Origin of the sequence: Acidovorax sp. ACV02 (assembly GCF_014851475.1) — a bacterium.
Taxonomy (GTDB): Bacteria; Pseudomonadota; Gammaproteobacteria; order Burkholderiales; family Burkholderiaceae_C; genus Acidovorax; species Acidovorax delafieldii.
On the sequence record NZ_JACUZU010000010.1, the window covers coordinates 117,314 to 139,824 of the forward strand.

The 22,511-nt window shown below is 64.8% G+C and carries 19 protein-coding genes; 5 read left to right on the forward strand and 14 right to left on the reverse strand.

Features of this window, described 5'->3' with window-relative positions:
• Nucleotides 1-357 precede the first annotated feature (357 nt).
• From IB236_RS21800 to IB236_RS21810, 3 genes are read left to right on the forward strand one after another with little or no spacing between them, the layout of a single operon-like run.
• Nucleotides 358-2,208 carry a PAS domain S-box protein gene (locus tag IB236_RS21800; protein WP_192422197.1) on the forward strand — a complete coding sequence of 617 codons (1,851 nt, stop codon included), beginning with the start codon at nucleotides 358-360 and terminating at the stop codon, nucleotides 2,206-2,208.
• Nucleotides 2,205-2,615: a response regulator gene (locus IB236_RS21805; protein ID WP_192422198.1), complete on the forward strand. Its 411-nt coding sequence runs from the start codon at nucleotides 2,205-2,207 to the stop codon at nucleotides 2,613-2,615. The genes IB236_RS21800 and IB236_RS21805 overlap by 4 nt, the downstream gene beginning before the upstream one ends.
• A gap of 18 nt (nucleotides 2,616-2,633) precedes the next feature.
• Nucleotides 2,634-6,266, forward strand: a complete 3,633-nt coding sequence (locus IB236_RS21810; protein ID WP_192422199.1) for an EAL domain-containing protein — start codon at nucleotides 2,634-2,636, stop codon at nucleotides 6,264-6,266.
• A 58-nt stretch (nucleotides 6,267-6,324) separates the two neighbouring features.
• Here IB236_RS21810 and IB236_RS21815 read toward each other — a convergent pair whose 3' ends face one another.
• From IB236_RS21815 to IB236_RS21840, 6 genes are all read right to left on the reverse strand, one after another.
• A complete protein-coding gene (locus IB236_RS21815; protein WP_192422200.1) occupies nucleotides 6,325-7,743 on the reverse strand; it encodes an ABC transporter ATP-binding protein in 1,419 nt (472 codons plus the stop codon).
• Nucleotides 7,740-8,648, reverse strand: a complete 909-nt coding sequence (locus IB236_RS21820; RefSeq protein WP_192422201.1) for an ABC transporter permease — start codon at nucleotides 8,646-8,648, stop codon at nucleotides 7,740-7,742. Before IB236_RS21820 ends, IB236_RS21815 begins: the two co-directional genes overlap by 4 nt.
• Nucleotides 8,645-9,613 (reverse strand): ABC transporter permease, encoded by a 969-nt coding sequence (locus tag IB236_RS21825; RefSeq protein ID WP_192422202.1) that lies wholly within the window; start codon nucleotides 9,611-9,613, stop codon nucleotides 8,645-8,647. Before IB236_RS21825 ends, IB236_RS21820 begins: the two co-directional genes overlap by 4 nt.
• Nucleotides 9,610-11,223 carry an ABC transporter substrate-binding protein gene (locus IB236_RS21830; protein ID WP_225581308.1) on the reverse strand — a complete coding sequence of 538 codons (1,614 nt, stop codon included), beginning with the start codon at nucleotides 11,221-11,223 and terminating at the stop codon, nucleotides 9,610-9,612. The genes IB236_RS21825 and IB236_RS21830 overlap by 4 nt, the downstream gene beginning before the upstream one ends.
• Nucleotides 11,224-11,241: 18 nt before the next feature.
• A complete protein-coding gene (locus IB236_RS21835) occupies nucleotides 11,242-13,422 on the reverse strand; it encodes a TonB-dependent siderophore receptor (protein WP_225581309.1) in 2,181 nt (726 codons plus the stop codon).
• Nucleotides 13,423-13,601: 179 nt separating this feature from the next.
• The gene (locus IB236_RS21840; RefSeq protein WP_192422203.1) at nucleotides 13,602-13,991 is read right to left on the reverse strand and encodes a DUF2946 family protein; all 390 of its coding nucleotides are present in this window, start codon (nucleotides 13,989-13,991) and stop codon (nucleotides 13,602-13,604) included.
• A gap of 107 nt (nucleotides 13,992-14,098) precedes the next feature.
• Here IB236_RS21840 and IB236_RS21845 point away from each other — a divergent pair, with 107 nt between their 5' ends.
• Nucleotides 14,099-14,809 carry a hypothetical protein gene (locus tag IB236_RS21845; protein WP_192422204.1) on the forward strand — a complete coding sequence of 237 codons (711 nt, stop codon included), beginning with the start codon at nucleotides 14,099-14,101 and terminating at the stop codon, nucleotides 14,807-14,809.
• Nucleotides 14,810-14,872: 63 nt separating this feature from the next.
• The gene (locus IB236_RS21850; RefSeq protein ID WP_192422205.1) at nucleotides 14,873-15,655 is read left to right on the forward strand and encodes a DUF2971 domain-containing protein; all 783 of its coding nucleotides are present in this window, start codon (nucleotides 14,873-14,875) and stop codon (nucleotides 15,653-15,655) included.
• A gap of 200 nt (nucleotides 15,656-15,855) precedes the next feature.
• On the opposite strand, the gene mmsB is transcribed toward IB236_RS21850, so the two are convergent.
• From mmsB to IB236_RS21890, 8 genes are all read right to left on the reverse strand, one after another.
• Nucleotides 15,856-16,758, reverse strand: coding sequence for a 3-hydroxyisobutyrate dehydrogenase (gene mmsB, locus IB236_RS21855; RefSeq protein ID WP_370539942.1), 903 nt, complete (start codon nucleotides 16,756-16,758; stop codon nucleotides 15,856-15,858).
• A 99-nt stretch (nucleotides 16,759-16,857) separates the two neighbouring features.
• The gene (locus tag IB236_RS21860) at nucleotides 16,858-17,259 is read right to left on the reverse strand and encodes a DUF488 domain-containing protein (RefSeq protein WP_192422207.1); all 402 of its coding nucleotides are present in this window, start codon (nucleotides 17,257-17,259) and stop codon (nucleotides 16,858-16,860) included.
• Between the two features lie 33 nt (nucleotides 17,260-17,292).
• Nucleotides 17,293-17,757: a TfoX/Sxy family protein gene (locus IB236_RS21865; protein ID WP_192422208.1), complete on the reverse strand. Its 465-nt coding sequence runs from the start codon at nucleotides 17,755-17,757 to the stop codon at nucleotides 17,293-17,295.
• A 6-nt stretch (nucleotides 17,758-17,763) separates the two neighbouring features.
• A complete protein-coding gene (locus IB236_RS21870; RefSeq protein ID WP_192422209.1) occupies nucleotides 17,764-18,348 on the reverse strand; it encodes a DUF1780 domain-containing protein in 585 nt (194 codons plus the stop codon).
• Nucleotides 18,349-18,380: 32 nt separating this feature from the next.
• Nucleotides 18,381-19,547: an acyl-CoA dehydrogenase family protein gene (locus tag IB236_RS21875; RefSeq protein WP_192422210.1), complete on the reverse strand. Its 1,167-nt coding sequence runs from the start codon at nucleotides 19,545-19,547 to the stop codon at nucleotides 18,381-18,383.
• 45 nt (nucleotides 19,548-19,592) lie between these two features.
• Nucleotides 19,593-20,009: a lysozyme inhibitor LprI family protein gene (locus tag IB236_RS21880; RefSeq protein ID WP_057270833.1), complete on the reverse strand. Its 417-nt coding sequence runs from the start codon at nucleotides 20,007-20,009 to the stop codon at nucleotides 19,593-19,595.
• A gap of 160 nt (nucleotides 20,010-20,169) precedes the next feature.
• The gene (locus tag IB236_RS21885; protein WP_192422211.1) at nucleotides 20,170-21,693 is read right to left on the reverse strand and encodes a CoA-acylating methylmalonate-semialdehyde dehydrogenase; all 1,524 of its coding nucleotides are present in this window, start codon (nucleotides 21,691-21,693) and stop codon (nucleotides 20,170-20,172) included.
• A gap of 263 nt (nucleotides 21,694-21,956) precedes the next feature.
• A complete protein-coding gene (locus IB236_RS21890) occupies nucleotides 21,957-22,505 on the reverse strand; it encodes a phage tail protein (RefSeq protein ID WP_192422212.1) in 549 nt (182 codons plus the stop codon).
• Nucleotides 22,506-22,511: the final 6 nt, after the last annotated feature.

A 22,511-nucleotide genomic window follows, 5' to 3' on the forward strand; every position in this document is an offset into this window, starting at 1 on the left:
AGCCTCCGCTGCACCGCGGCCTGAAATGGGCGGCCTTGGATGCAATGGCACCCCTGATCCTTGACGGGTTCAGGGGTTTGTTTTTTTGCGCGGCCGGGTTGGCATTTCAGTGTTGGTGTTTTGCGGCATTCCCCCCTAATATGGGTTGGCGCTTTCGCCGCAATGCGCTGCCCTGGCCCTCACGACGCAGGGTGATGGGTGTGCCGTGTGGCGAAGGGGTGGTGACCAGGTAAAGCACTGCGAGTGTGGTGTGCGCCTTTTCCACCCACACAACAACACCGACACCGGGGCCAACGCGGAGGCACACCAGGCACAGCCGACGCTGTGATGCCACCGCCCCCGGAACGAGAGGGCTGCATGGCGACTGAATTTTCTGCGGCGTACTGGGAACAGAACCCTGATGCACTGCTGGTGCTGTCACCCCAGGGCGTGGTGCTGGAGTGGAACCCTGCGGCCGAGCTGATCTTTGGCTATTCGCAGGCCGAAGTGCAGGGGCGCTCCATCCTCGACCTGATCGTGCCCCAGGGCCGCGCGCATGAAGAGGACCTTTTCCGTGCCGAGGCCCTGCGACTGGGCACTTCGGTGCAGGAGGCTGTGCGCCGCCGCAAGGACGGCTCGCTGGTGCATGTCAATGTATCGACCAAGGCCGTGTGCGATGCGGCCGGGCAGGTGCTGTACTTTTTGTCGAGCAAGAAGGATGTCACCCAGCTCAAGGTGCAGCGCGATGCCAAGCTGCTGGAGGCACGGTTTCGCGATCTGCTCGAATCCACCCCCGACGCGATCGTGATGGTCAACGTGACCGGGCGCATCGTGCTCGTCAACTCGCAGGCCGAGCGCGTGTTTGGCTACCCCCGCTCCGAGTTGTTGGGCCAGGCGGTGGAGGTGTTGTTACCCCACCGCTACCGGGGTTCCCACCTGGGCCACCGCAGTGGGTTTTTTGGCCAGCCGCGTACGCGCACCATGGGCGCGGGGCTGGAGCTGCATGGCCTGCGCAAGGACGGTGGCGAGTTCCCGGTCGAGATCAGCCTGAGCCCCATCGACACCGAAGAGGGCACCATGGTGATGAGCGCCATCCGCGACATCACCGACCGCAAGCGCGCAGACCAGAAGTTCAAGGATCTGCTGGAGGCCGCACCCGACGCCATGGTCATCGTCAACCGCGAAGGGCGCATCGTGCTGGTCAACTCCCAGGCGGTCAAACTGTTTGGCTGGAGCCGCGATGAGCTGCTGGGCCAGCCCATTGAGTTGCTGGTGCCCCAGCGCTTCAGCGCCCGCCACCCCGACCACCGGCGCAACTTTTTTGCCGAACCGCGTACCCGATCCATGGGCGCAGGGCTGGAGCTGCACGGTTTGCGCAAAGACGGCAGCGAGTTTCCGGTCGAGATCAGCCTGAGCCCGCTGGAGACGGAGGAGGGCCTGTTTGTCTCCAGCGCCATCCGCGATGTGACGGAGCGCAAGCGCATCGAGCAGGTGCTGCGCGACAAGAACCTCGAGCTAGAAAACGCGGCACTGGTGAAAGACCGTTTTCTGGCGAGCATGTCCCACGAGCTGCGCACACCGCTTAACGCCATCATTGGCTTTACCGGCACGCTGCTCATGAAGCTGCCCGGCCCGCTCAATGCTGAACAGGACAAGCAGTTGCGCATCGTGCAGACCGGTGCCAAGCACCTGCTGTCGCTCATCAACGACCTGCTGGACGTGGCCAAGCTCAGCGCCAACAAGGTCACGCTGAACCTGGAGCCCGTGGACTGCAAGACCCTGATCGAAGAAGTGTCTGCGACACTGGAACTGGAGGCGCGGCGCAAGGGCTTGGCCTTTGCCGTGCATGCGCCGCCGGTGGATGTCTTGCTGCTCACCGACCGGCGCGCGCTCAGTCAGATTCTCATCAACCTCGTGGGTAACGCCATCAAATTCACGCAACAGGGGAGGGTGGATGTGGTGCTGCAGGAGTTGCAGCTGCCCACCGGCCGCGCCGTTCAGCTGCGCGTGCAGGACACCGGGCCAGGCATACCGCTGCAGGAGCAGCCCCGGCTGTTCGAGGCGTTTTCGCGGGTCGAGAGTGCGGACCGCCGCCACCATGAGGGCACGGGCCTGGGCTTGCACCTGAGCCGCAAGCTGGCCGAAGCACTGGGAGGCACCCTGGGTTTTGACAGCATCGAAGGCCTGGGCAGCACCTTCACTCTGCAATTGCCGGAGCCCCAGGCATGACAACCACCATCCATCCCACCACCATTCTGGTCATCGAGGACGATGACGCAAGCCGCCTGCTGGTCACCTACCTGCTGGAAGCCGCTGGCCACCGCGTGCTGGCAGCCGAAAACGGCGCCGTGGGGCTGGACCTGGCCCTGGCCGAGAGTCCGGACATTGTGTTGTGCGACCTGCAGATGCCGGTGATGAACGGCTACGAGGTGGCTCGCGGCCTGCGCGCCAGCCCACGCTGGCGGGTGGTGCCACTGGTGGCGGTGACAGCCTTCTCAATGCCGGGCGACCGCGAGAAGGCCCTCGAAGTCGGCTTTAATGAACACCTGTCCAAGCCCATCACGCCCGAGACCTTTGTGCAGCAGATCGAGGCGTTTTTGGCTGGTGCCCACCCGGTTCCGCCCCAATCAGGTTGAATATCCAGCACGTACAGCATGGCAAAGATCCTCGTCGTCGATGACCTCCCCGCGAACCGCGCCCTGGTGGTGACCCTCATCGGGCACAGCGGCCACCAGGCGCTGGAGGCGGCTGATGGCGCCGAGGCGTTGGCCGTGGTCCGTGCCGAACGCCCCGACCTGGTGATCTCCGACATCCTGATGCCGACCATGGACGGCTTTGAGTTTGTGCGGCAACTGCGCTCTGAACATGGCCTGGCGGCCACGCAGGTGATCTTTTGCAGCGCCCACTATCACGAGGAAGAAGCCCTGCGCCTTGCCAAGGCCTGCGGTGTGACCCAGGTGCTGTTCAAGCCTTGCGAGCCGCAGGACATCCTGGCCGCCATCGAGCAGGCGCTCACGCAGATCCGCCACCAGCCATCGGTGGCGCTGGAGCACAGTTTTCAGACCCGCCACCTGCAGTTGATGACCGACAAGCTCACCGGCAACATGGCCGAGCTGGAGGCCATGAACCGGCGCCTGTCCGCGTTGACCGATCTGAACCTGCAGCTGGCCTCCGAGCGCGACCCGCAGGTGCTGCTGGCCAATGTGTGCCGAGGTGCGCGCGAGCTGGTGGGTGCGCAGTACGCCGTGTTGTGCGTGGTGCGCAAGCACAGCGACGGTGCCATCACCTGCACCAGCGGTATGGACCCGGCCCTGCAGAACGGACCGCTCGATCTGCCTGTGGTGTCGCATGGACTGTTGGGGCAGCTGCGGGCCGAACGCCGCCCGCAGCGCCTGGTGAACGCCGGAGGCGACCCTGTGGCGCTGGGTTTGCCCGCAGGCTATCCCCCGGTGCACACGGCAGTGATCGCACCCATCGTGTCGTTGTCGTTCTCCTATGGCTGGCTGTGCCTGGCCAACAAGCTGGGGGCCGATGCCTTCAGCGCCGATGACGAAAAAGTCCTCGCCATCCTGGGCGCCCAGGTGGGCCGCATTTATGAGAACGGCAGTCTCTACCTGGAGATCCAGCAGCACGCCGACCAATTGCAGGTGCAGGTGCAAGAGCGCCAGCGGGCCGTGGATGCACTGCGTGCCAACAAGGCCAGCCTGCGCCGGGCCCAGGCGCTGGCCAAGATATCCCACGTCATCAGCGGGCCCGATGGCGCCTTCGAAAGCTGGCTCGATACCTTGCCCGACATGCTGGGCCTGGACGAAAGCGCCATGCCCCGCTCGGCCCGCGAATGGCTGGCACTGGTGCACCCCGACGACCGCGACATGTTCCGCCGCCATGCGCTGCAGGCCGCCCACCTGGGCGCGCGCATGGATTTCACCTACCGGGTCCTGCGTGGCGACGGCCAGCCGCTGTACTTGCGCCAGGTGATGGAGCCGCTGGAGGACGAGGCGGGCCGTGGGGAGCTGGGCCGCTGGTTCAACACCATCCAGGACATCACCAAGGAAAAGCGCGCCGAAGAAGAACTGCACGAAAGCGACCGCCGCTTCAACGACATGCTCGACAAGGTCGAGATGATCTCGCTGATGCTTGACTGCGAAGGGCGCATCACCTACTGCAACGACTACCTGCTGCGCCTGACGGGTTGGCAGCGCGACGAGGTGTTTGGCCGCAACTGGTTCGATCTGTTTGTGCCACCCGAGATGGGCGATGTGCGCAGTGTTTTTGCTGACGTGCTGGCCGATCGGCCGTCGGCGTGGCACTACGACAACGAGATACTGACCCGCTCTGGCGGGCGGCGCCTGGTGCACTGGAACAACACCGTACTGCGCTCGGTGGGCGGGCAGGTGACCGGGGTGGCAGCCTTGGGAGAAGACATCACGGCGCGCCGGGATGCCGAGCGGCGCATCAAACGGCTCAACCGCGTGTACGCCGTGCTCAGCGGCATCAACACCTTGATCGTGCGCGTGCGCCAGCGCGACGAGCTGTTCCGCGAGGCCTGCCGTGTCGCGGTGGAGCACGGCCAGTTCAAGATCGCCTGGATCGGCCGCGTGGACCATGCTCTGCAAGAGGTGGTGCCGGTGGCGCTCGCCGGGGCCGGGGCGGAGTTCCTCATGCATGTGCGGCGCCGGTTGTGGCTCAGCGAAACCCCCAGGGAGGGCGAAAGCCTGAGCGCCAGCGTGGTGCGCACCCAGCAGGCCGCGGTGTGTGAAGACATTCAGAGCGACCCGCGCATTCTGGTGCCGCAGGAGCTGGCTGCGCGCGGCGTGGCATCCATGGCAGTGTTGCCCTTGCTGGTGGCGCACGAGGTGGTGGGCGTGATCGCCCTCTTTGCAGACGAAGCCGGGTTCTTTGACGATGACGAGATGCACCTGCTGACCGAGCTGGCGGGGGACATCGGCTTTGCCATGGACCACCTCGACAAGGAAGAGCGGCTGAACTACCTGGCGTACTACGACGACATCACCGGTCTGCCCAACCGCACCCTGTTCCTGGAGCGCAGCGGCCAGCACCTGCGGCCGCGCGAAGGGGCCAAGGCGCTGTTGGGCATGGGGCTCATGGACATCAGCCGGTTTCGGTTCGTCAACGACACCCTGGGGCGCCAGGAGGGGGACGAACTGCTCAAGCAGGTAGCGCAGCGCCTGCAACAAGCGGCGGGCGATGCGTACGACGTAGCACGCATTGGCGTCAACAGCTTTGGCATCGCCGTGACCGATGCGCGTGACGCGGGCGCGGTGGCGCTGGCGCTGGACGGGTTGATGCGGGCCTGTTTTGGTGCCCCCTTTGTGCTGGGCGGCACGGAGCTGCGCATGGCGGCCAAGGCCGGTGTCGCGCTGTACCCCATGGACGGTGCCGATGCAGAAACCCTGCTGCGCAACGCCGAGGCGGCACTCAACAAGGCCAAGGCCTCGGCCGACAGCCTGCTGTTTTACACCTCGGAGATGAACACCCGCGTGGCCGAAGCCCTGAGCCTGGAGGGCCGCCTGCGCGACGCACTGGAGCAGGGCCAGTTTGTGCTGCACTACCAGCCCAAACAGCACCTGGCCACGGGTGCCATCGCCGGGGCCGAGGCCCTGATCCGCTGGAACGATCCCCGCCGGGGACTGGTGCCACCCGCGCAGTTCATCCCCATTCTGGAAGAAACCGGCCTGATCTACGACGTGGGCCGCTGGGCGCTGCGCCAGGCCCTGGCCGACAACCTGCGCTGGCGCCAGGCGGGGCTGGCGCCCCTGCGGGTCGCCGTCAATGTGTCGTTCTTGCAGCTGCGGCACCGGGGCTTCATTGCCGAGGTGCGCGGCGCCGTGTCCCACGACGCAGGGGCGGCCGCTGGGCTGGAGCTGGAGATCACCGAAAGCATGGTCATGGACGATGTGCAGCACAGCACCGCCAGCCTGCATGCGCTGCGCGAGATGGGCATCACCATCGCCATCGACGACTTCGGCACGGGGTTCTCGTCACTGAGCTACTTGGCCAAACTGCCGGTGGACACGCTCAAGATCGACCGGTCCTTCATCCTGAACATGGCCTCAGGCCCGCAGGGCGTGGCGCTGGTGTCCACCATCGTCAACCTGGGGCACTCGCTGGGCCTCAAGGTGGTGGCCGAAGGGGTGGAGACCGAGGACCAGTCCCGGCATCTGGCGCTGCTGGGTTGCGACGAGATCCAGGGGTACCTGCTGAGCAAGCCGGTGCCTGCCGAGGTGTTTGAGGCGCAGTTTCTTCAGTCAGCGGTGGCCGATTGACAGAGCATGTCTTCGGCGTGTTTGCGCTTTAGTCCACAACGGGCTGTCTGGTCATTTGTTAAGGCGATTCGCGCATATGCAGCGTGTGCGTTGCAACGACATTTGCCAGCACCTCATCATGGGTAACCAACACTAAAGCAGCCCCGGATTCGTGTACGGCATCTAGCAGTACCTGTATAGCCTCTTGCTGCGTGATCGGGTCCAGGCGCGAGGTCGGCTCATCGGCAAACAGCAGCGCCGGTTGCGCCACCAGCGCCCGCGCCAGCGCAATGCGCTGCAGCTCGCCGCCCGATACCTGGTCGGGTCTACGCGCCAGCAGGTCCTCGGGCACACGCAGCTGCGGCAGGCGCTGCTGTACCGCCTTCCAGTCGCAGCGGTGCAGGCGGGCGGCATCGCGCAGCGACTGGGCCAGGCTGATGTGTGGGGCAAACGAACTGACCGGGTCCTGGTACAGCTTTTGAAACGCATGCGGGCGCAGCCGGGCGTTGCGCTCCACACGGCCCGTGTCGGGCGCCACCAGGCCCAGCAGCACATTGCCCAGCGTGCTTTTGCCGGTGCCGCTGGGGCCTTGCACGGCGATGCGTTCACCGCTGCGCAGTTCCAGGTCCAGCGGCGCAAACAGCTTCTGCGCACCATAGGCTTTGGAGATGCCGCGCGCCTGTACGACGGGCTCACCCAGCGTGGGCTCGGCAAACGGCAGCCAGTGGGCCGGGTCGGCCTGAAGCAGCTGGCGGGTAAAGGCGTGCTGCGGCGCGGCGGCCACGGTGTGGATGTCGCCTTGCTCCACCGCCTGCCCGTGGCGCAGCACGATCACCTGGCCGCCCAGCGCCTGCGCCACCTGCATGTCGTGGGTAATGGTGAGCAGGCAGCCGCCCGCCTGCAGCACGCCTCGGAACAACTCCACCATGCGGCCGCGCCAATGCGCGTCCAGCCCTTTGGTGGGCTCGTCCACCATCAGCACCGGCGCGCCCCCGGCCAGGGTGATGGCGGCCACGGCGCGTTGGGCCATGCCTCCGGACAGTTGCCAGGGATAGTGGCTGCCCGCGCCGCCCAGGCCCGCAGCGCCAAGCACCTGTTCGGCCTTGGCGCTGGCGGCGCTGGGGGGCTGCTGGTGCAGCAGGCGGTACACCTCGGCCAGCTGCGGTGCCACGCGGGCCAACGGGTTGAGTGCCAGCGAGGGCTCCTGCGGCAGCAGCGCCAGCTTGCGGCCCCACAGGGCGCGGCGCGCGGCGGTGTCCTGGGCGCGGGTGGTGGTGCCATCCAGCGTGATCTGGCCCGTGGCCTGCAGCGCAGGCGGCAGGTTGCCCATGATGGCCTGGGCCAGCAACGACTTGCCCGCGCCGCTTTCACCCACCAGGGTCAGCGCCTCGCCCGGCCGCAGGCTGAAGCTGATGTCGCGCAGCAGCCGCTTACCGCCCACCTGGATGCCCAGGCCCTCCACGACCAGCAGGGCGTCGGATTTCAAAGGCGTGGTCATGCGGTCTCCCGGTCGGGGTTGAGCAGCATCATGGCCGCCACAAGCCACACCAGCAGGGCGGTGGGGGCGGCAATGAGCCACGGGGCTTCTTCGTAGTAGGGCATGGCCTCGGTCATCATCAGGCCCAGCTCGGGCGTGGGCGGCTGCATGCCCACACCCACAAAACCCAGTGCGGCCAGCGCCAGCACGGCTTGCGATGTGGTGAAGGCCAGCAGCGTGCCCAGCGTGGGCGCCAGCGCGGGCAGCAGGTGGCGGCGCAGCACATAGCCGCGCCCAAAACCCAGCAGGCGCGATGCCTGCACCGCGTCGCCCGCCAGCACGGGCCGGGCCACCGCGCGGCTCACGCGGAAGTATTCCACCCACAGCGCCGCCGACAGGCCCGCATACAGCGCCCACAGCGCGCCGGGCGCCAGGGCGGCAATCAGCAACACCAGCAGCAGGCCGGGGATGGCGAGCACCGCATCCGACAGCATGAGCAGCGCCCGCTCGGTGCGCCCGCCGCGCCACGCGGCGGCAATGCCCAGCAGCGTGCCGGGCACGGCGGCGCTCACGGCCGCCAGCAGCGCCATGCCCAGCGACAGCTGCGCCGCATGCGCCAGCCGCGCCAGCGCCGAGCGGCCCAGCACATCGGTGCCCAGCCAGTGCTGGGCGCTGGGGGGCGCCAGGGTGTTGCGCAGGTCTTGCACCACCGGGCTGGCGCCCACCAGCCAGGGGCCGAGCAGGGCAAACAGCGCCAGCAGGCCGAGCAAGGTAATGCCCAGCACAGTGCGCACAGGCCAGCGGAAAGGACGCGGGGGGACAGAAGGCTCTGCCTCAGCGCCCCCGTGGAACTGGCTTTGCCAGGCCACCGGGGTGCGTCCCCCCTCTGGGGGGATGGCGCGCAGCGACTCAGGGGGGCTGCTCATTTCGCCACCTTTTGTGTGTGGCGGGGGTCCAGCGCCAGGCACGCCGCATCCACCAGCAGGTTGAACACTACAAACAGCACACCCATGCACAAGGCCGTGCCTTGCACCACAGGGATGTCGCGCCCAAACACGGCGTGCACCAGCGCGTGGCCGATGCCGGGCCAGGCAAACAGCGTCTCCACCACCAGCGCGCCTTCCACCAGGAACAGCGCCTGCACCCCCAGGTAGGCGGCCACCGGCACGGCGGCATTGCGCAGGCCATGGCGCACCAGCGCCTGCCAGTCGCTCAGGCCCTTGGTGCGCGCAAATTCGAAAAAGGGCGACACCACCACCTCCAGCATCGCAGCGCGGGTCACACGCGCCAGCCCGGCGGCCAGGCCCAGCCCCAGCGTGAGCGCGGGCAGCACCAGGCTGGCCTGGCTCTCGTCACCGCCCGCAGGCAAAAAGCCCCACTGCACCGCCACCAGCAGGATGAGCAGCACCGACAGCAAAAACGGCGGCAGCGCGCGCAGCACCACGGCCATCAGCCAGCTGGCCTTGTCCACCCAGCCCTGGGGCCGCAGCCCGGCCCACACGCCCAGCGGCACACCCACGGCAAAGGCAATGGCCAGCGCGGCGGCCGACAGCCGCAGCGTGGCGCCCAGGTGGTGCGTGACCTCGTGCCACACCGGGCGCTGCGACACCAGCGACTGGCCCAGGTTGAACGTGGCCATGTCGCGCCACCAGTGCAACAGCGCCAGCCAGCCGGGGCGGTCCAGCCCCAGCTCTGCGCGCACGGCGTCGGCGGCGGCGTTGCTCACCAGGTCATAGCCATAGCGGCCCGCCGCCACTCGCATGGCCAGGTCTCCCGGCAGGGCACGCACCATCAAAAAGCACAGCGTGCCGATCAGCAGGGACACGGCGAGCATCTGCACCAGCCTGCGGCCGAGCAGGGCGGCCCAGGGTTTTGACATCAAGGGGTTCATGGGTTGGTCCACTCCATGCCGGTCAGGCGGTAAGAACGCTCCAGCGGGTCCAGCGTGACGCCCGCCAGCCGGGGGGCCACGGCCACATGCTGGCGGTACCACGCCACGGGAATCACGGGCAGCTCGGTTTGCAGGGTGTGTGTGATGGTTTGCCGCAGCGCGCGCGTGCGCTCGGGCGGCGTCTGGGTGCGCGTCAGCTCCTGCAGGGCCTGCACCACGGCGTCGCTGTGCCAGCCCATGGCGCCCCAGTCGCCGCCCTGGGCGGCAAAGTCGCCCGCCAGCGTTCCTGTGGGGTCGGGCACATTGGCGTAGTTGCGTGCCGCCAGCGCCAGTTGCAGGCTGCTGTCGCGATGGCCCCGGGGCACGTCGCCCGAGTTGCCGATGCTCACCTTCACGGCCATGCCCGCCAGCCGCCACTGCTCCTGCAAGGCGGTGGCGATCAGCGGCAGCTCGGGCCGGTCCACAAAGGTGCGGATCACCAGGTGCAGCGGCTGGCCCTCGGCATCGCGCAGGCCGTCGCTGTGGCGCTGCCAGCCTGCGGCCAGCAGCAGGCGCGCGGCGGCTTCGGGGTCATGCTGCAGCGGAGGCAGCTGGGGGTTGTGCCACGCGCCCAGCGTGGGCGGCAGCAGCTGCGTGGCGGCCAGCGCCTCGTCGCCCATCAGCGCCAGGGCAATGCCCGCGCGGTCGATGGCCAGGCTCAACGCCTGGCGCACGCGCACATCGCGCAGTGCAGGCAGGCCCGCATTGAGCTTGACGATGACGGTGCGCGGCAGCGTGACCGACGCAATGCGAACTTGCGTGCGACTTGTTTGCGCCGGGTTCTGCGCATGGCGCCGCAGCCGCCGCAGGCTGGCGGGGTCCAGCCCGTAGGCCAGGTCGGCCTGGCCGCTCTCGGCCATCAACGCGCGGGTTTCGGCACGGCTGGCAGCCAGGTAGCGCACGGCGGCAATCGCGGGGCGCGGGCCGTCATAGGCGTCAAACACCACCGTTTCGACCTGCTGCGGCGGCACAAGCGCCGCAATGCGGTAGGGGCCGCTGCCAGTGATGCTGCGCACCTTGCCGTCGGCCCCATAGCTGGCCGGGGCCAGCACCATGGTGCTGGAATGCGCCAGCAGCGCGGGCAGGGCGGTGTGGGGGCGTTGCAGGCGGATGAGCACCGTGCCCTCGTCGGGAGCGGTGATGGACTCGATGGGCGCCTGGCTCAGCAGTGCAGGCGCCACCTGCGCGGCCTGCAGGCTGCGCACCACGGCGGCGGCCGTCACCGGCGTGCCATCGTGAAAACGCGCCCCGGGCCGCAGCTCAAAGTGCCACACCAGCCCATCCGCAGATCGGCGCCAGAGCCGCGCCAGCGCGGGCCGTGGCTGGCCATCGTCCGCCGCGTCCAGCAGGGTTTCGGTGACCTGCAGGCGCGTGAACACATAGCCGCTGCTGGCGGGCGCCAGGCCGCTGATCTCCCACGGGCCGACGATTTGCAGCGGTGAGAGGGCGGAAGCGGGTGGTGCGCCCTGCGCCGAGGCATCGGGCAGGGCGCCCGCCGCCAGCGCGGCCACGGGGGCCTGCAAGGCGCGGCGCCGGGTCAGGGGTTTGAGGGCGGAGGAGAGTGTTGTCATGCAGGTCACCGGCACCACTCAGAACTTGGCTTGCAGGCCCACCGTAACGGTGCGCGCCGCCCCCGGCGCCACCCACACGCGGCTGTACGAGCTGGTGTAGTGCACCTTGTCAAACACGTTGTCCACGTCCAGCGACAGGTTCAGCGTGGGGCTCAGGCGCCAGTACGCCATCAGTTTGGCCGTGGTGTAGCTGGGCAGCTCAAACTCAGGCGTGCCCGCATTGGCCTCGGCCTGCGTGCGGGCCTGGCCCAGGCGTTTGCCCATGTGCGTCACGCCACCGCCAACGCCGTAGCGCTGGCCGTTGGCCAACTGGTTTTCGTACACCGCCAGCACGCTGCCGTTCACGCGCGGCACGTTCAGCAGGCGGCCGCCCACCTCCAGCGTGTTGTCGCGGGTCACCTCCACGTCGTTGACCACCAGGCTCGCATTCACGCGCCAGTGGGTGCTCAGGCGGCCCGCCAGGTCCAGCTCCAGGCCCCGGCTGCGCACCTCGCCTGCGGCGGCCGAAAATCCCGCGTTCAGCGGGTCGCTGGTCAGCACATTGCGCTTGGTGATGTCGAACAGCGCAGCCGTGGCGCCCAGGCGCTGGTCGGCGCTCTCCCACTTGGCGCCCAGCTCCAGCGCGCGGGATTTTTCGGGGTCAAAGCCATTGCCCGCCACATTGCTGCCCGTGTTGGGGCGGAAGGAACTGCCCGCATTGGCATACACCGTCCACCCCGGCGTGGGCAGCCAGCTCACGCCCAGGCGCGGCGACACGGCCGAAGGGCTTTGCGCCGTGGTGCGGCTGGTGATGCGGTTTTGCAGGCTCTGGTCGTAGTGGTCGGCCCGCAGCCCGGCCATCACGCGCCACTGCTCGCCCAGCTTGAGGGTGTCTTGCACATACAGCGCGGTGTTGCGCTGCTTCTCCAGCGTATCGGTGTTGCGCCCCGGCGTGGGCTGGGCCTGGCCGTAGACGGGGTTGAAGATGTCGATGGCGTAGGGCGCGGCGGCGCTGGGGTTCACGCGCAGCATCACCGAATCCATGCTGAAGCGGTAGCTCTCCACCCCCACCAGCAGCTCATGCTCCAGCCCACCCGTGCGCAGGTTGCCTTGCAGCTCGGCCTGCAGCGCCACATCGTCCGACTGAAAGTCGCGATGCCGCCGCTGGCGCGTCAGCGTGCGGCCATTGGCCTGCAGCGCGGTGGCCTCGGTCGAGAAGCCTTCCATCCCGGTCTCGCGGTACGACAGCCCCACGCGGCTGCGCCAGTCGGGGTTCCACTCGTGCGACAGCACCAGCTGGTGCGTCTGGTTGGTCACCGTCACATCGCCATCGGCAGGCTCGCCCAAAAAACGGCTGGCAGGCACCGCGCCCAGGCGGTTGTTGACCGCCACCACGCCCCGGTCCAGCGGCGTGGCGTGGCGCAGAAATTCGGCCGTGTATTCCAGCACCGTGTCGGGCGAGAGCTTCCAGGTCAACGCCGGTGCCACTACCTGCCGCTGCGCGCGCACATGGTCGCGAAAGCTGCCCTTGTCTTCCACCGCCACATTCAGGCGGTAGGCCAGCCGGTCGTTGATGGGGCCCGTGGTGTCCAGCGCCGCACGGCCCAGGCCGTAGCTGCCGGCGTAGGCCTCCACCGAATGGGCGGCCTTCCACAGCGGCTTCTTGCTCACGATGTTGAGCGTGCCGCCGGGCTCGCTGCTGCCATACAGTGCGGCGGCGGGGCCTTTCAAAAACTCCACCCGCTCCACCCCCGCCAGGTCGCGCGGCGCATTGAAGCCCCGGTTGGACGAAAAGCCGTTGAGCAAGGTCGCCATGCCCGTGTTCTCGTTGCCCGGCAGGCCCCGGATGGCGATGTTGTCCCACAGCCCGCCAAAGTTGTTCTGGCGCGAGACACCGCCCACATAGTCCAGCACATCATCCAGCCGCGTGGCGCCCAGGTCGTCCAGCGTCTGGCGCGACATCACCCGCACGGATTGCGGCAGCTCCCGCAGCGGCAGGCTGGTCTTGGCGCCCTCGGCCTCGTCAGCGTAGTAGGTGCCCGAGGCACTGCGGCCCACCACGTCCACGGCAGACAGGGTGGGCGGGGTGATCACATCGCCGTCTGCGGCCGAGGCGGGGTGGAGGGTGGCCAGCAGGGCGGCCGCCGCCAGGGCCGTCAATGTGGGGCGCGGCAGGGCGGCTGGGCGTGAAGAAGAAACAGAAGCAGAGGAAGAACGCATGGCAAACCAGTCCAAAAGCGGTGAATGCAAAAGCCAGGAGCAACGCGGCCCACACCCGCCTGGGTAGCGGCGGGCACACAAGGTCGCGTGCCCGCACCCACCCCACGGGGGTGAATGCAAGGGCGAAAACGAAAAGGGGATGCGCTATAGAGCGCGGGCTGGCTGGGGCCTGACGCCTGTCAGGCCCGCTGGGCTGGCGGAGGATCGCGTGCAGCAAACGGCCAGCGCACCTGCTGGGCCGTGAAGGGGTCTGCGCTGTGCGGCGCGATGGCGCTGGGTTCTGCGGGGACTTGCGGTGGGCGGGCCGGTGAATGCGCCAGCCCCGCCTCCAGCGCGTGGGTCAGGCACCAGGCGCAGGGGGTGTGTGTCTCTTCGCTGTGCTCGTCGCTGGCTGCGGAGCTGGTTGCCAACGCATCCACATCGCCTGCGGTTGCCGAGGCTGCGGCACTGCGCACCATCTCCCGAATGTGCCGCGCCTCATGCAACGGCGCACCCGCCAGGGCGTTGAACAGCGCCACCAGCAAAAGCACGATGTGGAAAGGTAGGGCGGTGATGGTGCGGCGCAGCATGAGGGGATGCGAATCATACTCAAGTGCGGATGTTGGCGCGGGGAAGCGCCGATGCGCCGGTTACGCACTTTTGCGAGCTATAGTTTGCACGGTTAAGGCTGCCGGGTTTGACAGAAATTTTTATACCTGGATTTTTGAACAGCCGTATGGCTGTAAATATAGGCCAGGAGCCACATCCAAGAGGAATCGATGTCCAGAATATCCCGCACGGTCCAGTTTATTTCGCAATGTTTGCGGGATGCATCACGTTAGATTTCATGAGACCCACTCAGCGACGCATTGTCTTGTGCCTCTCGCTAGCCGCGCTCCTCGGCTTCTGCCTGTGGCTCTTCTTTGACCCCGGGTTCGAACCTGCGATTGGCGTTCTGGCTAGTGCAGCAGGGCTGGCAACTTCGTTCTGGCCGCGCTTTCGTGAGAGCTATGCGGCGAAACGCTTGTCAGGTCGTGCAACGTTCGACTACAGCAATAACAACGGGGTCTACGTGATTGGCGAGGGTGATCTTGCGTTCGAAACTAAATGGTCGAAGGCGAGTGACACGTCTATTCACTTGTACAACGACCCGCCTTCCATTGAGTCCGTGGCTATAGCCCTGGGCGCAACCTCGATCGAGGCCGTAACCGATGCTTCGTCATACGACGGTTCATCTCGTTCTCGCAAATTGCAAGAGGGTGAGGTCGCTGTACTCAAGAATCGGCATGGGAATTTCGCTGCCTTACAAGTTCTCGATGTCAAAGACCGGACGCGGTCGGATGACAGGGATGAACTCACGTTCCGCTACGTCATTAATCCAGAGGGCGAGCGCTCATTCTCACAATGAAATCTAACCCATCATTCCAGCGGACTGCCTTCGGCAGCCGCTGAATTCAGTCGTTAGGTTGCCATGACAGATTTCACGCTCAAGCGAGAGCTTCTTCTTAAAGCTGTCAAAGACGGCCAATATCCTCGACATCTTTACAAATATCGAAGTGATTCTGAGCTTACAGAAGCTATATTTACAAATTTATCGCTGTGGTTTTCGGCGCCGCAATCTTTTAACGATCCGTTTGATTGCAATCTTTCTGAAGTTTCCTCTCATACTCAAGAAGAAGCAGATCAATTTCTACATCATATTTTAGAAGGACGCCCCGATAGAGACGAATTGCTTTCGAGGGGCACCACTGTTGCAAAGGCGGAGAATGTTCTAGCCGCTTCAAAGGATACAGTTCTTTCGCAAACAGGAGTGCTGTGTCTTTCAACCAGCTTTGATAGCTTGCTGATGTGGTCTCATTACACAAATTCACATAAAGGCTTGGTCATTGAGTTCGACATTACCCAAGACGCAGATTTTTTCTTATCCCCCATTAAAGTCAAATATACTGATAACTACGAGCCAACCAACTACTTTATAGATCAACATGCGACTATCACTAAAATAATTTCCACCAAAGCTAGTTGCTGGTCTTATGAAAACGAAGTGCGGATAATAAAGAATGGGGTAACGGGGGCGGTTCCAATAAATCCAAAAGCAATACGTAGAATAATATTTGGTTGCAAATCAGATCGGGCGTTTATTGCCAAGGTGCGCAACGCGTGTTCCACGCCACAACTTCAGCATGTTCAGTTTTCCAAACTTGCTATCACATACGCCAAATTCGCCTTGGGGCTTCGCGAGGTGGAAACCTAACAATGCGCTGCACTGGAAAACCTTGCCTCCGCTTCGCTGCGGCAAGTTTTTCGGTGAGCTTGGGCGTTGCAACGCTAGCACTCTGGAACTGAATCGCGATCGGAAGTAAAACTCACCGAATCTTAGGGAGTTTTTTCACTCCAGTCTGCCCAAGAAAAAACGCCAGCAAACGCTGGCGCTCTTCTATGGCGAAAGAGCGATTACCCCTTCTGCACCATCTTAATAATGCTGGAAAAATCCAGCCCCCCATGCCCCGCCAAGCTGTGCGCCGCGTACAAATTGCGCGCCATACCCCCCAGCGGCGTGGCGGCCTTCACCGCCATCGCGTTCTCCTGCGCCAGGCCCAGGTCCTTGAGCATCAGGTCCGTGCCAAAACCCCCCGCGTAGCCCTTGCTGGCGGGCGCGGTCTCCATCACGCCGGGGAAGGGGTTGTACTTCTCCAGCGCCCAGTTGCCGCCCGAGCTGCGGCGCATGATTTCGCTCAGCACCTTGGGGTCCAGGCCGTTGGCTACGCCCAGGGCAATGGCCTCGCTGGTGCCGGCCATCAGGATGCCCAGCAGCATGTTGTTGCAGATCTTGGCGGTTTGGCCTGCGCCCACGCTGCCTGCGTGGAAGATGTTGGCGCCCATTTTTTCGAGCACGGGGCGGGCGCGTTCCAGGTCGGCCGCGTCGCCGCCCACCATGAAGGTGAGGGTGCCTGCAATGGCGCCGCCGGTGCCGCCGGACACGGGCGCGTCGATAAAGGCCACGCCCTTGGCCTTGGCGGCGTCGGCCACTTTGCGCGAGGTGGCGGCTGCGATGGTGGAGCAGTCGATGATCAGCGTGCCCGCAGGCAACTGGGCCAGCAACTCGCCCGCGCCGAGGAACAGGCCTTCGACATGCTGGCTGGCGGGCAGCATGCTGATGACGACTTCGGCGCCTGCGACTGCCGCCTTGGCATCGGTGGCGATGGGCACGCCGTCTGCGGCCAGCTTGTCGCGGGCGGGTTGCGAGAGGTCGAACGCGCGCACTTCGTGCCCTGCCTTGTGCAGGTTGTGTGCCATGGGGCCGCCCATGTTGCCGAGGCCGATGAATGCGATTTTCATGCTGTGTTGCTCCTGGATGTCGTTGTGATGGTGAAAGAAAAGGGGTTCGGGTTTGGTATGAATTTGATAGCTACCAGCGCATATTTATCCAGCGCTTGAGCCCAAAAAAATCTGAAATCAATCGGTGATGTCTGCTCCGCGGCCCGCCAGCTCGGCGCGCAGCACCGAGCGGTGGCAGCGGGCTTCGTCCTCGCAGTAGCAGCCCAGCGACATGGCGCTGTGGTGCGACAGCGCGGCCAGCAAATCGAGCGTGCGGCTGGCCTCGGGCTGGGCCAGTTCTTTGCGGAACTGTTTGGTGAAGGCCTCCCACGCCTTGTCGCCTTCTTGGCCGGTGGGCACCTGCTGGCCCTGGGCCATGAGGTCGGCGCTGGGGGAGAGCAGGGGGTACCACACGTCGTAGTAGTCGCGGCTGGCGAACTCGGCTTTGGGCACGCCACGCGGGGGGCGGCGCACGGTGCCGATGCGGGTGCCTTCCCCGGCGGCGCGCGGGGTGCCAAGGCGGACGATGCGAAGGGGCATGGTGGTGGTGGGCTCCGGGTGGGGTGGGGCAGATCAGTCGTCGGCTTCGAAGATGCTGTGCTTCTTCGCGGCGGCTTTTGTCTTCGGCTTGGTGCCGGTGCTGGCGGGTGCTTTCTTCGCTGCAGCCGGAGTGTTGGTTGTTTTCTTCTTGCGCGGAGAGGCCTTGGCCAGTGGGTTGTAGGCAAGGGCTTCTTCGACCCAGTAGTTCCACTGCGCGCGTGTGGTGTAGCCGTTGGGCTCCACCCAGAAGTAGCCCTGCATGCCGCCGCCGGGCGAGAGTTCGCGGGTGTTCTGCATCTCCTGCAGTTCGCCGTGGCGCTCGGGCGGCAGGCGCACCAGTAGTTCTTCGCCTTTGACGGCGATGCACATCTTGCCGTCCACAAAGAAGGCGTAGGTGCCGAACAGCGGGCGCTCTTCCACGTCGCTGCGGTGCGCGAGCGCCGTGCGGATGGCGTCGATCAGGTGCAGGGTTTCGTCGGAGAGGGGGCGGGTGGGCATGTCACTCTAAGAGCTGAAGTATTTTCCGGTGCAATGCTTTAGAAAATCTGGCGCGCCAGGTGTGGTGTGAAAAACGATGCTCGTTCCTGACCCAATTACGCACGAAATTGATCGCCAACCAAATTTTTCAAATGCGGCAGTTTGTGTCAATTCGTCTTCTAAAAAGAAGTGATGCTTTTTATTGATATAAAATAGCAAGTCGATTTGTGATTTTTCTTTGTATTTATTTTTAATTTCAAATTCATCAAGCTTCTGAATCACCATATCAGCAGCGTCGTTGGGACGAATGTCGTAAAAAGCACCACTCGGGTTGGATACGAACGGTAAGGTACGTCCATACTTGGCAATTTCTCTCTTGATTTCATCGTGACGCTTCCTGCCTTCGTCCATGATCTCTTTGATTTCAAACCTTGCTTCTCTGTAAATAGTGTCCGGCGGATCAGGATCAATGCAGAGAATATCGCTGATGGCGATTTCTATTTGGAGATTTGAGAGAAAGTCTTTTGTGTTATTCCATTCTCGCCAGCTCTTGAATTTTCGGCCGAACCGATCAACTCCGTCTGCCGGGCCTTCTGGGATGAATTTTTTCATCTGGCGTAAGACTAAAAGTTCAACGACAAGAACTAGCGAATCACCTCCGTCGCATCCCCGTCCAGCATGCGCCGCGCAATGATGACCCGCATGATTTCGTTGGTGCCTTCCAGGATCTGGTGCACGCGCGCGTCGCGCAGCAGGCGCTCCAGCGGGTATTCGCGGATGTAGCCGTAGCCACCGTGCAGCTGCAGGGCGTCGTTGATGACGGTGAAGCCTGCGTCGGTGGCAAAACGTTTGGCCATGGCGCAGTAGGTCGATGCATCGCGGGCCCCCGCGTCGAGCTTGCTGGCCGCCAGGCGCACCATCTGGCGCGCGGCCACCAGCTCGGTGGCCATGTCGGCCAGCTTGAACTGCAGGGCCTGGAAGCTGGCGATGGGTTTGCCGAACTGCTTGCGGTCTTGCATGTACTGCTGGGCTGCGTTGAGCGCGCCTTGCGCCGCGCCCACCGAGCAGGTGGCGATGTTGATGCGGCCACCGTCCAGGCCCTTCATGGCGATCTTGAAGCCTTCGCCCTCGCGGCCCAGCAGGTGGTCGGCGGGGATGCGCACGTTGTCAAAGCTGATGGTGCGCGTGGGCTGGCTGTTCCAGCCCATCTTCTGTTCCTTCTTGCCGTAGCTGATGCCGGGCGCATCGGCGGGCACGGCAAAGGCGCTGATGCCGCTGGCGCCCGAGGCCGCGTCGCCAGTGCGTGCCATGAGCACCAGCACATCGGTGCTGCCTGCGCCGCTGATGAAGGCCTTGCTGCCGTTGATGACGTATTCGTTGCCCACCAGCTCGGCGCGGGTCTTGAGCGAGGCGGCGTCCGAGCCCGCACCGGGCTCGGTCAGGCAGTAGGACGCGAGCTTTTCGCCCGTGGTGAGCAGCGGGCCCCAGTGGTCGCGCACAGCGGGCGTGGCCCAGGTGCCCAGCATCCAGGTGGCCATGTTGTGGATGGTGATGAAGGCGGTGGTGCTGGGGTCCACAGCCGCCATTTCTTCAAAGACCAGGGTGGCGTCCAGCCGGGGCAGGGCGAGGCCACCGGCGGCTTCGGGCGCGTACAGGCCACAAAAGCCCAGCTCGCCCGCCTTGGCGATGGCTTCTTTCGGGAAGATGCCTTCCTCGTCCCAGTGCGCGGCGTGGGGTGCGAACTCGGCTTGCGCAAAGTCGCGGGCCGTCTGGGCAAAGGCGCGTTGTTCTTCGGTAAGTTCAAAGTCCATGGTGTTCTGTCTCGTCGTCGGTTCTTGTTGTTCTGGGCGCCAGGTTCAGGGCTTGGCGGACGGATGGTCCAGCGTCAGCCAGCGCATCAGGCCCTTGCGGCGGGCCTCGGTCTCCGTCGTCAAACACGCGTGGTACAGGCGCGGCCACTGGGGCTGCGACTCGGCACTGCGCGTGGCTTGCTTGCAGCGCGTGGTGCGTTCGCGCTGCCAGGCCGTGTGCTCCTGCCGCAGCTGGGGCCGTTCGTGGGCCGACAGGGCGCGCATCACGTCGCCGTAGAGGATGGCGATCTCGGTGTCTGCCGCCTGGAAGGCTTGCACGGCGCAGGCGTTGGTTTCTTCCACCGTGCCGCCGGGTTTGCAGGCAGCACCGGCCTGTGCGTGGGCATCGGCACCCATCAGCATCGCGCAAGCAGCACCGAAGACCATGGCCCATCCCCGCATCGTTGTCAGATCAATTTGCATGCCCCGCTTTTACCACCGCGCGCAGTCGTTGAAACCGGCGCGGCCCGGGCCAGTGCCTCCGTGCAAGGGCCGCCATCTCACGGTTCAGGCACGGGTGGCGTCCCCCTTCCCGCGCAAAGCGCGAGAGAAGGGGGAAGGCGCGCAGCGCTTCAGGGGGATGTCACTTCAAGCTAATCGTTGTGTTCACACCATGCGACGTGGTGCTGTCATCAAACCAGCGGGCCGTCACCGTCTTGGTCTGCGTGTAGAACATGACGACCTGCTTGCCGTAAGGGCCCAGGTCGCCCAGCTTGGACGCGCGCGAACCCGTGAACGAGAACAACGGCACTGGCACGGGGATTGGCACGTTGATGCCGACTTGGCCCACATCGATCTCTTCCTGGAACTTGCGTGCAGCCGCACCCGACTGGGTGAAGATGGCGGTGCCGTTGCCATTCGGGTTGCTGTTGATGAACTCGATGGCTTCATCGATGTCGGCGGCGGGCACCAGGGCCAGCACGGGGCCAAAGATTTCCTGGTCGTAGATGGCCATGCCGGGCTTCACGTTCGAGAAGATCGTCGGGCCCACGAAGTTGCCCTTTTCATAGCCGGGCACCGTGGGCTTGCGGCCGTCCAGCTCCAGCGTGGCGCCGTCGGCAATGCCGCGTTCGATCAGGCTTTCCACACGGGCCAAAGCTGCACAGGAGACCAGTGGGCCCACGTCCGTGCCCTTTTCGGTGCCGCCGTTGACCTTGAGCGTCTTGGCCTTGGCCACCAGATCGGGAATCCACTTTTGCGCCTCGCCCACCAGCACCACTACGGGCAGGGCCATGCAGCGCTGGCCGGCCGCGCCAAATGCGGCACCGGCGATGGCGTTGAGCGACTGTTCCTTGTTCGCGTCGGGCAGGATGATGGCGTGGTTCTTGGCGCCCATCATGCATTGCGCACGCTTGCCGGCCAGGGTGGCGCGGTTGTACACATGGGTACCCACCTTGGTGGAACCCACGAAGGAGACTGCCTTGATGTCCTTGTGGTCGCAGATCGCGTTGACGGCCATTTCGCCGCCGTGGATCACGTTGAGCACGCCGGGTGGAATGCCGGCTTCGAGCGCCAGTTCGACCAGGCGCATGGTCACCATGGGGTCCTGCTCGGAGGGCTTGAGCACGAAGGTGTTGCCCGTGGCAATCGCCATGGGGAACATCCACAGCGGGATCATGGCCGGGAAGTTGAAGGGGGTGATGCCCGCGCACACGCCCAGCGGCTGCAGCAGGGTGTAGGTATCGACGCCACCGGCCACGTTGTTGGCCAGCTCGCCCAGCTGCAGGTTGCCGATGCTGGCGGCGTGTTCGACCACTTCGAGGCCACGGAACACATCACCTTCGGCGTCCGGCAGGGTCTTGCCTTGTTCTGCCGTGAGGATCGCGGCCAGCTCGGCCATGTTTTCGCGGATGAGCTGCTGGTACTTGAGGAAGATGCGGGCGCGGGTGCCGATGGGGGTCTTCTTCCAGGTCTTGAACGCTTCCTGGGCCGACGCCACTGCGGCATTGATTTCATCGGCCGTGGCAAACGGCACGCGGGCTAGCACTTCTTGCGTGGCGGGGTTCACCACGTCACGCCACTCGGTGGACTTGGATTCGACGAATTTGCCGCCGATCAACAGCTTGACGGTGGGGGCCAGCACGGCCGTGGAAGTGGGTGCGTTCATGGGTTTGTCTCCGGGGGTTGCAAAGGGCCCGCAGCGCAGGCCTGTCCACGCATGTTATCCGTGCAAATTTGTAATTACAATGCTGTGATTTGCAAGTTCAATGTGCTTTTATGCACATTTCTGCGGTTGCCATTTTGGCAGTGGCATACCCCGCGGGGTGCCATTACCCCATGCGGAGGGGGCCAGGTTAGGCGCCAGAAAGCAAAAAGGGCAAACACAAGCGTTTGCCCTTTTTTGCACCTGCTGTCGCGGGTCGGTTTCGCTCAGTTTCTGGACGGAAATACGCCTTGCACTGCGATGATGTAGTTCATGCCCAAGTGGGGCTGCATGACGGAAATGGGAGAATTGTTGCCCGTGGCGCCAGTGGTCAGGCTGGTCACCGGCAGGGTGGTGTCGGCGCTGGCACCAGGAGCATACTGCGCGTTGCGGTGGTTGGATGCAGCAGGCACCGCGCCGGAGCCGGGCCCGGTCAGTGTGCCTATGCTGGTGGAAGCGGAGACGCTGCCTGTCACCGTGTGGTTATGTGATGGCAGATTGTTAATGGTCAGCGTCTGAGTTGGCGTGCCAGCAACTTCTCCTAAGTCCATGCTGGGCAGCCCCGGACCTTGACCGGTGCCGACAGGTACTCGGCCGCGTAAGTCAGGCAGGGCGAAAGTTGATACGCCGTTGCCACCGTATGTGGTTCCGAGGATGGCGAATAAGGCGCTGTTCTGTGAAATGCTAAGAAGCTGGCCTTGGCAGAACATCCAGTTCTTTGGGGCGAAGTTGCCCGCAAACATTTTGATCTCACCCATTATTGGAGCTGTCGCCATAAAACT